Annotated in this window: 11 protein-coding genes and 1 pseudogene; 2 read left to right on the top strand and 10 right to left on the bottom strand. The window is 63.9% G+C overall.

Annotated features, from left to right (window positions below; translation table 11 throughout):
- Nucleotides 1–1,770: 1,770 nt before the first annotated feature.
- From ACVI1L_RS22220 to sfnG, 7 genes are all read right to left on the bottom strand, one after another.
- A complete protein-coding gene (locus tag ACVI1L_RS22220; RefSeq protein WP_456783804.1) occupies nt 1,771–2,967 on the bottom strand; it encodes an acyl-CoA dehydrogenase family protein in 1,197 nt (398 codons plus the stop codon).
- Nucleotides 2,968–2,989: 22 nt separating this feature from the next.
- The gene (locus ACVI1L_RS22215; RefSeq protein WP_456783803.1) at nt 2,990–3,778 is read right to left on the bottom strand and encodes an ABC transporter ATP-binding protein; all 789 of its coding nucleotides are present in this window, start codon (nt 3,776–3,778) and stop codon (nt 2,990–2,992) included.
- Nucleotides 3,779–3,839: 61 nt separating this feature from the next.
- Nucleotides 3,840–5,171 (bottom strand): ABC transporter substrate-binding protein, encoded by a 1,332-nt coding sequence (locus ACVI1L_RS22210; RefSeq protein WP_456783802.1) that lies wholly within the window; start codon nt 5,169–5,171, stop codon nt 3,840–3,842.
- A 26-nt stretch (nt 5,172–5,197) separates the two neighbouring features.
- Entirely contained in the window at nt 5,198–6,241 is a 1,044-nt protein-coding gene (locus ACVI1L_RS22205; RefSeq protein WP_456783801.1) for a branched-chain amino acid ABC transporter permease, read from the bottom strand.
- 3 nt (nt 6,242–6,244) lie between these two features.
- The gene (locus ACVI1L_RS22200) at nt 6,245–7,135 is read right to left on the bottom strand and encodes a branched-chain amino acid ABC transporter permease (protein ID WP_456783800.1); all 891 of its coding nucleotides are present in this window, start codon (nt 7,133–7,135) and stop codon (nt 6,245–6,247) included.
- On the bottom strand, nt 7,135–8,043 hold the full coding sequence (locus tag ACVI1L_RS22195; RefSeq protein WP_456783799.1) for an ABC transporter ATP-binding protein: 909 nt from the start codon (nt 8,041–8,043) through the stop codon (nt 7,135–7,137). The genes ACVI1L_RS22200 and ACVI1L_RS22195 overlap by 1 nt, the downstream gene beginning before the upstream one ends.
- 25 nt (nt 8,044–8,068) lie before the next feature.
- The gene (gene sfnG / locus ACVI1L_RS22190) at nt 8,069–9,157 is read right to left on the bottom strand and encodes a dimethylsulfone monooxygenase SfnG (RefSeq protein WP_456783798.1); all 1,089 of its coding nucleotides are present in this window, start codon (nt 9,155–9,157) and stop codon (nt 8,069–8,071) included.
- A gap of 811 nt (nt 9,158–9,968) precedes the next feature.
- Here sfnG and hisN point away from each other — a divergent pair.
- Both hisN and ACVI1L_RS22180 read left to right on the top strand, forming a co-directional pair.
- Nucleotides 9,969–10,760 carry a histidinol-phosphatase gene (hisN, locus tag ACVI1L_RS22185; protein ID WP_253640891.1) on the top strand — a complete coding sequence of 264 codons (792 nt, stop codon included), beginning with the start codon at nt 9,969–9,971 and terminating at the stop codon, nt 10,758–10,760.
- Between the two features lie 29 nt (nt 10,761–10,789).
- Complete coding sequence (locus tag ACVI1L_RS22180; protein WP_375162640.1) at nt 10,790–11,005, top strand: hypothetical protein; 216 nt, start codon at nt 10,790–10,792, stop codon at nt 11,003–11,005.
- A gap of 418 nt (nt 11,006–11,423) precedes the next feature.
- On the opposite strand, the pseudogene ACVI1L_RS22175 reads toward ACVI1L_RS22180, so the two are convergent.
- The 3 genes and pseudogenes from ACVI1L_RS22175 to ACVI1L_RS22165 form a co-directional block, all read right to left on the bottom strand.
- Nucleotides 11,424–11,714, bottom strand: a pseudogene (locus ACVI1L_RS22175) (IS5/IS1182 family transposase); the annotation flags it as partial.
- 170 nt (nt 11,715–11,884) lie between these two features.
- Nucleotides 11,885–12,787: a terpene synthase family protein gene (locus ACVI1L_RS22170; protein WP_456783797.1), complete on the bottom strand. Its 903-nt coding sequence runs from the start codon at nt 12,785–12,787 to the stop codon at nt 11,885–11,887.
- Nucleotides 12,784–14,334, bottom strand: coding sequence for a hypothetical protein (locus ACVI1L_RS22165; RefSeq protein WP_456783796.1), 1,551 nt, complete (start codon nt 14,332–14,334; stop codon nt 12,784–12,786). The genes ACVI1L_RS22170 and ACVI1L_RS22165 overlap by 4 nt, the downstream gene beginning before the upstream one ends.
- Nucleotides 14,335–14,347: the final 13 nt, after the last annotated feature.

Below are 14,347 nucleotides of genomic sequence, written 5' to 3'. Positions count from 1 at the left end.
TAATCCTCGTTCGCTTGAATTCGAGATTGCGCCTGACGGGCCCGTTCGTCGATCGCGCGTCTGGCCGCGGGACGCGCGTCCAATTCAGCGGCAGCGGCGCTGTTGGCGAACGCCAAGCCGTTCCCTCTTGCGGTCCGTATCAGGAAACCTCGCTTTTCGAGGAAGCGGCCCTCGTAGTTCGCCCTGATCCTGCAAACTGCCGGATGTCGCCGACGATGCGCAAGGCCAAACCGCAAGGAATCTGCGGCGGTCATTTCCTCCAGCTCAACTAGACCAAAACGAAATGCAACCCGGTATCATAGATGGCAGTCGACCAGTTCCGATAGAAGAACCTTCCGGTTGAACATAACGCAAGGTCTTGATGCTTCTCGACCACCTCTACGATCCCACTCTTCAGCCCCGGGGACGCATCACCTGCCTCACCAACGCCATAAGCCCATAGTTCTCACATCGGCGCCGTATCCATGCCGCTGGTGACTCGTTCTGCCCTCCAGAAGCTTAAGCTGGAACGACGCCTGCGATCCTGACGGAATGCTCGTTCGAGTCTTCCTCAACGAATCCTTGGGAAATCGCCAGAGCCGAGGTCTCGAAGGCAACGGATTCTTTCCCATTAAATGAACCGGCCCCGCCCTTCGCCGGAACGTTTCAAATTGTAGCGATCGTTCGCGGCACTCGTTCACCGCCGCCGGCCAATCCTCGAAGCACACGCGAGAGCTTCTCCCGCGCACGAAGAAACTTTGCCGCAGGCGACGTGCCTGGCCGGCGCCAATAATGGAAGTGCGACGTGTCCTCGGCCCCCTCAAGCATCTGCAGGCGGAAACTGCCTTATCGGGATTGCCACGTAATCGTCTCAGGACCGGAAGATCCGGCGGGCCTGGGCACCGTCACCTGTGTCGACGTCGAGACCGGCACGTTCGTCGGTAACGCTCGGATCGCCGATTGGTACGATCGTCCGATCGGGGACGAGGAAGTCACGCGGATGGTCGGGGGAGCGTACCGATTGGCCTCGATCGCGGTGGATTTGGAAACGGATCTCCTGTCTCGCCGCAGCAGGCGCATTTCGGATATCCTGCGGACCCGCCGACGTCTCTGGCGTCGCGGCTGCCACGCCCGACTGCACGCTCTCGGCTGATTTTTCGCGCCGCCCGCGTCTTGCAGGCCGAACCATTAAAATCTTGAGCACGAATGTAGCGCGATCACGGCCACTTCGGACCGGCCGGGAAATCATCCGGATCAGGCTCGTCGGGATCGACCTCATCTTCCTGACGGCCGGTCAGCCGAGCGCAGGCATCGTTGAGGAGCCGCTGGCCGACCTCCTGCCAGACCGACTCGGGACCGTACAGTCGTAGCGCTAGCGCCGGCGCCCGCCGGTCCTTTGTTCGAATCCTGGATGTCCCGATGGCGCCATTACATTATCTGCCCCTCTCTCGGGAGGCCCTCAATAGCGAGTTCGGGAAGGCAGGCGATGATGAATATCCTTATCGACCTCGATATCAAAGCAAAATGGCGGATCCAATTATCGCCAACAGGATCGCTCTTGATCTCGGACGCGCCCTAGCTGCCATTCGACAGATAAGGCTCCGTTTAAGGCGCCCTGAGAAGACGGCGGGAGTCTTGCTGTGGACATGGACGCCGCTGGTCTGATCGAGACCGTTGACCTCCCGACAGCACACGTCCCGGTCGCTCTAGCATCGCCACCGGCAATGGAGAGCTATTCCACAAGAGAGACATCTCATGTGCGCCAAGGTTGGGGATGTCCCCCTATTCGACTTACTCTCCCCCCTCGTAGAAGAGCTCCAGCGGCAGACCGACCACTGCCTTTCCGATCCAGTCGCGTGCGATGACATTGGACGGGCCCATCGCGATCGCCGCGCGCGCGTCGCGATAGGCGCGCTCGATCGGGCCGCGATGATAGCCATAGCCGCCGGTCACCGTCAGCGCCGTCGCCGCGACCTTGTTGGCGACTTCGGCAGCGTGCACCTTGAACTCGGTCAGCGGGATCAGGATTTCGCTTTGCGGCTTGCCGGCGCGCCAGAGCGCGTCGAGCTTGCCCGCGAGCTCGTTGCGCCACGGCCGCAGCGTCTCGACCAGCACCTTGGCCGCGCCGAGTTCCTGACGGATGGCCTGATAGTCCGACAGGCTCTTGTTCCTGTCCTTGTGCACGAAACTCGTGGTGTGGGCGATCGCGGCGCTCAACGCGCCGCGCGCGACGCCTTCCCAGACCGCGCCGAGCCCGATCAGATAGACCGGCGACACGCCGTCATAGATGATTTCCTTGCCCTGCCCTTCGGCGCCGAGCCGGTCGCGCTGCGGCACATGCACGTTGCTGTAGCGGATCGCCCCGGAATGGTTGGCCCGCACGCCGAGCGCATCCCAGGGCCGGGACTCGATCCCCTCCGCCTTGCCGTCGACGATGAAGAAGATGATATCGGCCTGGTCCTTGGCGCCGGGCGTGCGCGTCTGCACCACGTAATAATCGGCCTGGCCCGAGCTCGTGGTGAACGACTTCTCGGCGTTGACGCGATAGTCGTCGCCGTCGCGCGAGGCTTCGGACAGATTGTACCACCAGTGCCCGCCGGTGGCGCGTTCGCTAGTCGAATAGGTGCCAAGCAGGCTGCCATTATTCGCCTTCAGCCAGCGCTCCTTCTGGTCGGCGTTGCCGAACAGGTTGATGGTCTGCGCCGCACCGACATGCATGACATAGATGAGCCCGGTGGACGCATCGGCCTGTCCGATCCGGTAGGCCGCTTCGGCGAAATCCAGATGGCCGAGGCCGAGCCCGCCGAACTGGGTCTCGTTCAGCACGCCGGTCCAGCCGGCCTCCGCCAGCGCGCGAAGATTCTCGCGCGGGAAGCGGCTCTCGCGATCGTTGCGGTCGGCATTCACTTTCACCGTCGCGTCGATGGCGGCATCGAGCCTGGCATAAACGTCGTCGTCGATCTTGCGTGCGAGATTGTCGTTGGCCATGGTCAGTCTCTCCGGGTTGCAATCATGCGACAGCCTGCGTCGGCTGCTTCCGGCTGAGATCGCCCTGCGACGATCCGCCGAGATAATGGGTCTTGATGTCGGCACGCTGCCGCAGCTCGGCTGCGCTCCCTGCCAGCACGCTGCGCCCGTTCTCGAGCACCACCGCGTGGTCGGAAAAGCGCAGCGCCACGGTCGAATTCTGCTCGGCGACCAGGATCGACAGCCCCTGCTCGCTGTTGAGCTGCTTGAGCGCGCGAAAGATCCCTTCGACGACCAGCGGCGCGAGCCCCATCGATGGTTCATCCAGCACCAGGAGCCGAGGGCGCGACATCAGGGCCCGACCGATCGCCGTCATCTGCTGCTCGCCGCCGGAGGTCAGACCGGCGAGCGCGCGGCGATGCTGCTTCAGGCGCGGAAAGAGCTGATAGAAGCGCTCGAGGTCTGCGGCGATCTCGGTCCGCCGCGCATCACGCCCCATGGCGCCGGTGATGAGGTTTTCCTCCACCGTCAGCGAGGCAAAGCAGTGCCGCCCCTCGAGCACCGGCACGAGGCCGGCGCGAACCAGCGTCGCCGCCGACGTGCCCGCGACGTCGCGGCCGTCAAAGATGATCCGCCCGGCGGTGATCTGGCCGCGACGCGCCGAGAGCAGCGCCGAAATGGCCTGCAACGTGGTCGACTTGCCGGCTCCATTGGCGCCGAGCACGGCGACGATCTCGCCGCGACGCACCGCGAGCGAGGCGTCGCTGACCGCCGCGATCGCGTGGTTGTAGGTGGCGGCGAGTGCCTCGACCGAAAGCAGGATTTCACTCATATGTTGATCCATGGCGTTGCAGGACGCGGGAGCCGGATAGCTCCCGCGGCCTGTCGCGGCGTCAGTTGCTGACCGCGTCGTCGCCGGAGGTTCGCACCTTGATGCCGTGCTCCTTGGCATAGGCGGCGGCCGACTTCTCGATGATCGGGCGAAGGAAGGCCCAGTCCGGCGCGATCCAGCCCGAGACGACTTTCCATTTGCTGCCATCCCACTGCTGGAAGGTGACCCGGCCGTCGCCTTCGTGATTGTCCCAGGTGACGTTGATCGAGTGGAACAGATCCTTGGCGCCGAGCGCTTCGACCCGCGCCGGATCGAGCTGAAGGTGCTCGAAGCCCCAGCGCACTTCGTCACCGGTCAGGGTGCGCTGGCCGAACTTCTTCTGCGCGATCCTGATCGCCTCGACGTTGAGGATGCCGTTCACGATTCCCAGATTGTGGTAGACGCTGCCGATTCGCTTCTTGTCGTCGAGATTGCCCTTGCCGGCGCCGTAGACCGTCTTGATCACCTCCTGCAGCACCGGATATTGCTCGCCGGATGCCTGCGTCGTGATCGCGATATAACCCTTGGCGGCGTCGCCGGCCGGAATCACGTCTTCCTCGGAATTGGACCAGACGTTGCCGATGATGTGGTCGGCGGGGAACCCGACCTTCTGCGCGGTCTTCAGCCCCACCGGATTCATCACGCCCCAGCCGCGCAGCACCACGTAATCGGGCTTCGCCCGGCGGATCGACAACCATTGCGATTGCTGCTCGTTGCCGGGGTGCGGGACCTCGATCTGCTCCAGGCTGAACTGATACTTGTCGGCCAGCAACTTGTAGATCGGGATGGTCTCCTTGCCGTAGGGCGAGCCGTGGTAGAGCACGACGAGCTTCTTGCCCTTCAGCTTGTCGACCCCGCCCTCGCGGCTCGCGATGTAGTTCACGATGCCCGAGGTCTCGCTGTAGGGATTGAGCAGCAATGGGAAGACGTAGGGAAACACACGACCGTCGGTCGAATCGGTGCGGCCGTGATTGATGGTGATGAGCGGCACCTTGTCCTTGGTGATGCGGTCGATCATGGCATAGGCGATGCCGACCGACAGCGGGTTCCACGCGGCAACTCCGGGCCGCCCCTTCAGCCGCTCATAGACCTCGACGCCACGCTCGACTTCGTACTGGGTCTCGCCCTCGTCCCAGGTCAGCTTGACGCCGTTGACGCCGCCGTCGCGGGTGTTGATCAGGTTGAGATAGTCGATGAACCCGCCGAAGAAGCCGGTGCCGCCGGCCGCATAGGGGCCGACCCGGTAGCTTTGCAGGGGAAAAAACTGCTCGTCGGCCCGCGCGGCAGGTAGCCCGGCCAGCACCGAGGCGACCGCCGCGGCGAAGGCAAATTTCAGAAATCTCGATTTAATCATCTTGAACTCTCCAGTGGTGCGAAATGTCATGTGTTGCTGATGGCGGCCGGCCCCGTGACGGCGCGCCAAAGCCGATCCCACAGCGCGACCAGGCCGCGCGGTTCGGCAATCAGGAAGGCGATGATGAGCGCGCCGACGACGATGCGCTGGCTCATCTCCAGCACGCCCGAATCGAACACGCCGCCGAGCAAGGCCATGCCGGCGCGTGACAGGATCAGCGGAAACACCACGATGAAGGCGGCGCCGAGAAACGCGCCGCGCAGCGAGGCCAGCCCGCCGATGATGATGATGAATAGGATCTGGAAGGAGCGGTCTAGATTGAATCCGGCCGGCTCGACCGTGCGCAGATAGGCGAAAGCCCACAACACTCCGGCGATGCCGATCAGGAACGAGGAGACGCCGAAGGCCAGGAGCTTGGTGCGCAGCAGCGGCACGCCGATCACCTTGGCCGCGAGCTCGTGATCGCGCACCGCGATGAAGTTGCGGCCGCTCTGCGCGCGCAGCAGCCGCAAGGTCAGGAACGTCGCCACCACGACGACACTCAGCGAGAACACATAGCGCCCCGCCGGGCTCGTGAAGGTGAGCCCAGCCACGCTGAGCACCGGAGCATCGATCACGCCGGACGGATTGTCGTTGGAGAACCAGCCGAACTTGGTGAGGGCCCATTGCACGAAGAACTGCGCGGCCAAGGTCGAGACCGCGAGATAGAACCCACGCAGGCGCAGGCTCGGCAATCCGAACACGATGCCGATCGCGGCCGCGATCAGGCCGGCGATCACCAGATCGACGATCAGGGGCAGCTCCGGAAGCCGGAGGTGAAGGTTGTAGGTGGCGTAGGCCCCGACCGCGAGGAATGCGGCGGAGCCCAGCGACACCTGCCCGGCATAGCCGGTGAGGACATTGAGCCCGACGGCGGCGAGCGCCAGCGCCAGAAATGGCGTCAGCACCGCGTCCATCAGATAGTCGGAACCAAGCAGTGGAACGGCGCCAAAGGCGATCACCGCCGCGGCGGTGATCGCAACGGTCTCGACGCCAGGCGCGAGCCGTCCTCCCGGTGCTGCTGTGCTCATCGCCTAGACCCTTTCCACCAGCTTCTGCCCGAACAGCCCGGACGGCCGCACCAGCAGCAGCACCAGCGCTACCGCATAGGCGGCCCAGGCCTCGATGCCGCCGCCGAACAGCGGCCCGACATAGACTTCCGCTAGCTTCTCGATGGCGCCGATCAATAGACCGCCGATGATCGCACCGGCGATCGAATCGAAGCCGCCGAGCACCAGCACCGGCAGCGCCTTCAACACCACGAGCGACAGCGAGAACTGGACGCCGAGACGCGCGCCCCACAACAGCCCCGCGACCAGCGCGACGATGCCGGAGGCGGTCCACACACTGGCCCAGACCCGCGGCAGCCGCAGGCCGACGGCAAGTGCCGCGAACGGGTCGTCGGCAACCGCGCGGAACGAGAGCCCGGTCCGGGTGTAGCGGAAGAACAGCGCGAACAGCGCCACCAGACTCCCTGCGACTGCTGCGGCGAACAGATCGAACCGGCTGATGAAGACCCCGGCGATGTCGAGCGGCACGTCGCTGATCCCGATGTCGAGGCCGTGAACCTGCGTGCCCCACAACAGCTGCGCCGCGCCCTCGATCACGTAGGACAACCCGAGCGTTGCCATGAACAGGGTAATCGGCGGCTGGTTGACGAGCGGCCGCAGCACGGTTCGCTCGACGCTCACGCCCAGCACGACCATGATCGCGAGCGTGACCAGGAACGCGACCAGAAACGAGATGCCCCGCTCGATCAGGCTGACGAAGGTCAGCGCCGCGAACAGCAGCATTGCTCCTTGCGCGAAATTGAGCACGCCCGAGGTCTTGTAGATCAGCACGAAGCCGATCGCGACCAGCGAGTACATCACCCCCGACAGCAGGCCGCCGACCAGCACCTCGATCAGAAACTGATAGTCGAACATCAGACCGCGAGCTCCGTGACGTCCTGATGCGCGACGCCGAGATAGGCGTCGATCACCGCCTGGCTGGATCTCACCTCGTCGGGCGTGCCGTCGGCGATCTTGCGGCCGTTGTCGAGCACCGCGATGCGATCGGACAATGCCATTACCACGGCGATGTCGTGCTCGATCAGCACGATGGTGGCGTCGTAGCTGTCGCGCGCGTTGCGCACGTGCTCGGACAGCTCGAGCTTCTCGCTCGACGTGACGCCCGCGAACGGTTCGTCCAGCAGCAGCAACGTCGGTCGCGCCACCAGCGCCCGCGCCAGCTCGACCCGCTTCTGCAAACCATAGGGCAAAGTTCCGGCGGCGCGCTCGCGGACATCGCCAAGATGCAGGAAGCGAATGACGTCGTCGGCGGCGGCGCGGTTCTCCGCCTCGATCCGGCGCGCCAGTGGCGAGCCGATGATCTGGCGCAGGAAACCTGTGCGGACACGATGCGCGAGCCCCATCAGGACATTGTCGAAAACCGACAGCCCCTTGAAGATCGCGAGGTTCTGGAACGTGCGCGCGACGCCGTGCGTAGCCAATTGCGCCGTCGGCACCTGAACGAACGCATGCTCGCCGAGCCACACCTGGCCGCGGTCGGGCCGATAGAGCCCGCTGATGACGTTGAGCAACGAGCTCTTGCCGGCGCCATTGGGCCCGATCACGGCGCGGATCTCACCCGGCGCGACCGCAAGGTCGACGTCGCGCAGCGCCGCGACGCCGCCGAATGTCAGCGCGATGTCGCTCAACGCCAGCACCGGCCGTGCCGCGCGATCGGCGGCCGGCGCGAGCCGCCGATCGGGAGCATCGGCCATCGCCGTTGCCCGCGGCTTGCCTTCCGCTGGAGCCGCCTCCAGCGCAAGGACGTCAGCATTCGTCGCCATCGCCGTCACGTCGAAAGGCTCCCGATCATTCGGCGGCCTGGGCGTGCGCGGCGGTTTTCGCCTCCAGCGCACGGACCAGCGGAATGACGCGGCGGCCGAAATATTCGACCTCTTCCTGGAAATGCAGGAAGCCGAGCAGCACGAGATCGACGCCGACCTCCTTCAGTGCCACGATGCGCTCGGCAATCTGCTCAGGCGTGCCGATCAGATTGGTCTTGAAGCCGTCATTGTACTGGACGAGGTCCTCGAAGCTCGACTTCGCCCAATTACCCTGACCTTCCGGCGAGGCCTTGCCGGCATTCTTCACCTCATGCGCGAAGGCGTTGACCGCATCGGGATCGGCCTTGACGACGATCTCGTCCAGCACCGCGCGCGCCTCGGCCTCGCTGTCGCGCGCGATCGCAAAGGCGTTGACGCCGATCTTGACCGAGTGATTGTTGGCGCGCGCCTTGGCCCTGATGTCGTCGACCTGCTTCTTGATCTCCTCGACCGAGTTGCCATTGGTGAAGTACCAGTCCGACACCCGCGAGGCCATGTCGCGCGCGGCGCGCGAGCTGCCGCCCTGGAAGATCTCGGGCAAGGGATGCGCCGGCTTCGGCTTCAGCGTGTAGTCCGAGAAGCGGTAGAAATCGCCGCGGAACGTAAAATTGTCCTGCGTCCAGATCCCGCGCAGCGCGCGGATGAATTCTTCGGAGCGCCGATAGCGTTCGTCGTGGTCGAGCCAGGGCTCGCCGATCGCAGCGAACTCGCCGCGGAACCAGCCGCTGACGATGTTGACGGCAACGCGCCCCTCGGTCAGCTGGCTAATGGTCGCGATCTGCTTGGCGGCGACCGCCGGATTCCACGGTCCGGGCAGCAGCGCCGCGATCACCTTCAGCTTCTTGGTCGCCGCGAGCAATGCATGGCTGAAGGCGACCGGCTCATGCTGGAACTCGGCGCCATAACCGGCGGTGAAGCGGATCTGGCTCAGCGCATAATCGAAGCCAGCCTGCTCCGCGATCTGCGCCAGGCGGCGGTTATAGTCGATGTCCCACCCGGTTCGCTGTTCGATCTTGCTGATTACAAGGCCACCGGAAACATTTGGAACCCAGTAAGCGAATTTGACCTGAGTCATTGGATTTGCCTCAAACATTGGACGTGAAGGGGTGAGGAAGGCAGCACGAAGCGTTCGCGCGGGCGCGCATCCAGCGGGTTACAGCGCGGCTCATGCGAGCTGCCGGCAGATTTGAACTAGGGGAAGGGTGGCCGATCAGTATCCGTGATACGTGCCGGCACACGCTCGCTGCGTCAACAACACACCGTTCGACACGATGTCAGCGGCGCGGCGCGACTTCGAGATCGGTCAAACGGGCCATTGCAAGTCATCCGCATTCCCCTCGCAGGCAGCATCGGCGAACGATCAATAGTCTCAGAGAAAGCAGAGACGAGCGAGTCCAAGGCAATCTCTTTTTCAGCCAGTCCGGGAAAGCGGTATTCTTTTCTTGATGCAAAATGCATCGTTTGATGCTGAGCGGTCGATTTTCTTCGGATTGAACGCACCGCTAAACACCGAGCGACGCTTATTATTGCGTCTAGCCCCGAGCCTTGCTGCTCCATTCGGTAAGGCGAGCATACATGCGCGAAGAGATGAGGATCTGACTATCGCGGACCAATGTGGGTTTTGCGCGCCTCCAGGAGGTGTCGGCAAATTCTTCCAGCGATTGGTAATTGCCGATGAAGCCAAAAGCATTTCTCTGTCGAAGCCAATATCAATTACCGCATGGTAGGCCGGAGTGGTCGTCCGGTTAGAGATACGAGCGCTAATCGGGATGGCTTTTTGTTTTTGGGTTTCTGCGTGGCAACCGAAGCCACGGTATCAAAAGCGATCTGGCAATATGTGTTTTTGTACCTTAAGCTGGATCTGTAATGCTCAGGAGGTTGCCAGCATGGATGGTGCAGACTCGATGTCTGATTTGGTCGATTTCGCGTTTGAGATCGCTGGAAGCGCAGGTTCTCACGCCACCGAATGGTTTCGACGGCCGATAGACATCAACACGAAGGATGACGAGAGCCCCGTTACGGAGGCAGATCGGCGTGTCGAGCAAGCCATCAGAAAGGCGATTTCCGCTCGATTTCCAGAGCATTCGATTTTCGGTGAAGAATACGGGATCCAGGGTGATCTCGATTCGCCTACGTGGGTGGTCGATCCCATAGATGGCACGCGCAGCTTCATTTCCGGGTCTCCGCTTTGGGGAACGCTGGTCGCGCTCGCTATCCAAGGACGTTCACAGATTGGCGTCGTCGAGATGCCCGCATTGCGGGAACGCTGGACGGGCGCAACCGGCCTGGGTAGCTGGTTTGTCAACTCGAGCGGCATTCGCACAAAATGCCAAGTTCGCGACTGCCGGCGCCTCGCCGACGCGAACTTCTACACCACGTCGCCCCTCTATTTTGCAGAATCAGAACGCGATCAAATCCTGGGCATCAGCCAAACTGCCCGGATGTGTCGCTTCGGCGGCGATTGCTATAATTATGGGTTGCTTGCATCTGGACACATCGACCTCGTCATCGAGACGCGGATGGAGCCTTACGATTTCATGGCGCTGGTGCCGGTGATCGAAGAAGCCGGCGGCATTGTCACCGACTGGGAGGGCAAGCCGCTCACGATTACCTCCGGCAAGCGGGTCATCGCTGCAAGCACGGCAGAACTTCACGCCGAAGTTCTGCCGTTGCTCTAGAAACGATAGAAGCGCGGCTGAGCCGGTCAGTGACTCAGACGATCTTTCTCGACGCGGGAAGCACGACAACCACCCTGGCCCAACGCTTAGCTCAGATGGAAGGGCTCATTGTCGTCACCAACTCTCTGAATGCCGCCAAGTGCTTGACTTCCGCGGGTGATTGCACGCAGCGCGGAAACAGAGGTGTGATCCTGGGTGGGGACAGACGATCCGCCCGCAACGATCGGGGCGATTACCGTCAATGAGAAAGCTCGCTACCGAGAAGATTTCGCGATGGTCTCTCCGTTCGGTCTCGATGCGACCGCTGATGCGATGAGCTTCATCCCGACGAAGTAGAGATAGCAAGAGCGATGTTTGCTCATGCGTGGAAGCGCGTTATTCTCGCCGACTGTTCCAAAGTGGGTGCCGTTAGCCGGGTTTCATATTGCGCGCTGGTAGACGCAGACTGCGTGATCGTCGATGTCAGGGCCCGTCAGAACGCCATGTTTCCGCAACTGTGCTCAGTCAATCCGAACGTAGTTGTCGCTTAGGGACTGCGGCGCATCGAGAGGCACGTGAGGCATTTCCGCCGTCCCCAACATACCTAGATTCCAAATTTGTAAAAACTTAGCGACCACTTGCGGCTCGCCATTGTGCCGCCATCGAATTGCTCAGAAGTGAGCGGAGCGCGTGTCCGATGTAGCGCAGCGCCGTGCTGCCTTTGCGATACAGCCGCGCATCCAGATCGCTCGTGGACACGTGCGCATGCTTGCTGCGCGATTGTCCGCGGAAGTCGCTGCCGCCCTCGTCATCGCCGTCCTTCTTGAAACTCTTCTGCTCGGCCCAAGCCTAGATCAACGTGCGATCCACGCTGAAATGTTCGCCCGACAACCAGCCCCGGTCATTGGCGATCTCCACCACTTTGTTGAACAGCGCGATCACCGCATCGTGTTCGATCAATCGCTCGCAGTTCTTGCAACCGTGGCCGGCGCCGTTTGCCGACCCAGCACGAGGTCCAGATGGCCGTCCTTACGCCGGCTCAGGGCGCCGTGTCGCTCATGTTCGCTCCGTCGGTCGCATCGGACGACGGCGTTGCGCCGGATCGGACCGACGGCAGTGCGCGCACGCCATCGCCTCGCGCGCGTTCAAGCCAGTGCACGCTCGCCTTCCCCCGCAGCGTCGCTGCGGTAGCGGCTGGTCGAGGTCTGGTAGTACTGGGCGCGGATGGCCGCCATGGCCTCGATCAACGCGCCCCACGGCGCGGGAAAGCGTTCTTCCGCCATCACCCGGTGCAGCATGCGCGTATGGCCGGCCAGCTCGTCGTTAAGGAACTCCACCACAGGGATAGCCGGATAGCGCTGCAGCAGCAGGATCGCTGCGTTGCCGGCCTCGCCGGCCGACCTGTCCCTCTCCCGTCCATGCAGATCGTTCTGCAAGCGCCCTATCGCGGAGATGAGCCGCAGGACCTGACGAAACGCCGGACGCGCGCGCAAGGTCGTCATGTCCAGCCCCCACAGCAACGATAGGCAGCAGAACACGTTCGCGTAGGCGATCGAATCGATGCCGTTGTGCAGGTACTCGGCGTAGGACCAGCGTTCCGCTTCTGCCGCCCGCGCCTGTCCGGCGCGCAGCGCCGCGCAGTAGCGCCGGGTATCGTCGAGAAGCTGAGCATAGTCGCGACGATCGTAGGCAAGCGCCGCCAGCGAAGCGCGCAGCACAGTGCAGCCCTCGAATCCGGGGAGCGCGCACGGCTCGCCCTGCCCCAGCGCCTGCTCCACCGCGGCGAGCTGTTCCGGCGCGATCAGGCCAAGGTCGTTGCAATCGTCGAGCCAGAACAGCAGCGCCAATTCGCGATAGAACGCCACGATCAGCGTTTCGTCCTGCGGGTCGCGGCCGGTGCGGGCGCTGGTGTCGCGCAGGCTCGGGTGGATGCGCTGCAGGATGTACTGGCCGCCCCTGACGGCTTCCATGGCATGCTCGTCGGCGAACCCGGTCAGGGAACGCCCCCACTCCAGCACTTGCTGCAGCGCGCGTTCGGGCTGGATCATGGCGCCGCTCCTGCGCCCTCGGCCTGGACGCGCCGCCCCCAACGAAACGCCAGCCACAACCCGGCGAGTTCGGCCACGCGCACGACCCGCGTGGGGCAATACAGTTCTTTACCGATCCACAGCGGCGTTTGCGGCAATGCATGCGCCGCATGGCGGGCGAGCATCCACTCCAGCGCACGCGCGACCGCCTGCGCGATGCGCCAGCGCCCTGTCGGCTCTTCGCTCCCGTCCATCACGCGCAGCGCGAACAGGGCATAGGCGGTTTCCTCGAATGTGGACGCGCGACCGGCGCCCCAGCCGCCGTCGTCGCGCTGCGCCTGTAGCAGCGCCGCCAGCGCGCGCTCGTCGCGCCACTGGGGCCTGCCTTGCGCCAGCGCAGCGACCGCATGCGCGGTGGGATACAGCCACGAAACGTGCCATTTTTCGTTGTCCCATAGACCGTGCGGGTTGCGATTGGCCTCGACGTAAGCGCTGGTGCCGGCGGCGGGCTTTCCCAACAGTCGCAAGGCATGCAGGGCATGGATGTTGGTCGACACCGAGGCATTGCGCTCGCCGGGGAAGGTGGCGAACAGCTCGCCGATTTCGAAATGGCGCAACGCATCGACCGCAGGGTCACGGCCAGCAAGGCGCAGGACGCACAACGCAACCGCGGTGTCGTCCGCATCGGCCGCGAAGTGCAAGGCCGGGCCCAGACCGCGCCCGCTCAGACGCGCGTCAAGCTGCGCGACGATCACGCGCACCGCCCCGGCGAGCGCGGGATGCGCGAGCAGCCCGGCCAGATGCAGGGTGTACAGCGACCAGCATGGCTCGAACACATTGATCGGCCAGACGTTGGGAACGACACCTTCGATGCCGCTGCGCGTCGCCCGCGATGCCGTCTGCAAATACGCGTCGGCGCGCCCGACCTGCGGCGTGCTCCCCTGTGTCACGGCGTGCGCGCGCCACGCGGCGGTGGCCGCCGGACTGATGCCGATGCTGCCGTCCTCATCCGGGACTGCGGTGGTCGGCGACGTCCCCCAGGCTTCCCAGGAGTGCAGCAACGGATGGCCGCTCGGCAACGTCACCACCGCCGCCAGCTTGACCAGACACGCTTGCCGCAACGGCAACAGCGCCGAGTGGCGCGGAAACGCCACGGCGCCCAGCAAGGATGCGGCCTCGCCGCAAAACTGCGGCAGGATCAGCTCCGCGCCGATCGGCGCGTCTTCCGGGACCGCATGCGCGTAGGGATCGGGCTGGCGCTGGAGGAAGCGGGTTGCAGCCTGGACTGCGTCGGCAGCGCCGGGAAGAGGATAGGCCCGCTGCAATGCCAGCAATGCCGCCCACGTAGGCGCATGGCGGAACAGCGGGAAGTCCGCGCTTCCCCATCCGCCATCGGCCTGTTGCTGCGCCATGAGCCACGCGTATGCGTCCTGCCGACCGGCGACGTTGCCGTGGAACCGCAGAGCTCGCGCGGTGTCATAAACGGACGGACCGACGCTGCCGCCATCGCTCATCTCGCTCAACAGGCGACGCAATTCGCAAAGGATCTGTTCGGACAGCGCGTTCACGCGGGCTGCTCCT

Source organism: Bradyrhizobium sp. USDA 4516 (assembly GCF_054055915.1).
The sequence above is the reverse complement of the archived record's forward strand: the minus strand, read 5'-3'. Positions and strand labels throughout refer to the sequence as shown.

Excerpts from the sequence above, each read along its gene's own strand:
- ACVI1L_RS22200 (WP_456783800.1), bottom strand. The coding sequence starts at position 7,135 with ATGTTCGACTATCAGTTTCTGATCGAGGTGCTGGTCGGCGGCCTGCTG.
- ACVI1L_RS22215 (WP_456783803.1), bottom strand. The coding sequence starts at position 3,778 with ATGAGTGAAATCCTGCTTTCGGTCGAGGCACTCGCCGCCACCTACAAC.
- sfnG (WP_456783798.1), bottom strand. The coding sequence starts at position 9,157 with ATGACTCAGGTCAAATTCGCTTACTGGGTTCCAAATGTTTCCGGTGGC.
- ACVI1L_RS22205 (WP_456783801.1), bottom strand. The coding sequence starts at position 6,241 with ATGAGCACAGCAGCACCGGGAGGACGGCTCGCGCCTGGCGTCGAGACC.
- hisN (WP_253640891.1), top strand. The coding sequence starts at position 9,969 with ATGGATGGTGCAGACTCGATGTCTGATTTGGTCGATTTCGCGTTTGAG.
- ACVI1L_RS22220 (WP_456783804.1), bottom strand. The coding sequence starts at position 2,967 with ATGGCCAACGACAATCTCGCACGCAAGATCGACGACGACGTTTATGCC.
- ACVI1L_RS22195 (WP_456783799.1), bottom strand. The coding sequence starts at position 8,043 with ATGGCGACGAATGCTGACGTCCTTGCGCTGGAGGCGGCTCCAGCGGAA.
- ACVI1L_RS22210 (WP_456783802.1), bottom strand. The coding sequence starts at position 5,171 with ATGATTAAATCGAGATTTCTGAAATTTGCCTTCGCCGCGGCGGTCGCC.
- ACVI1L_RS22170 (WP_456783797.1), bottom strand. The coding sequence starts at position 12,787 with ATGATCCAGCCCGAACGCGCGCTGCAGCAAGTGCTGGAGTGGGGGCGT.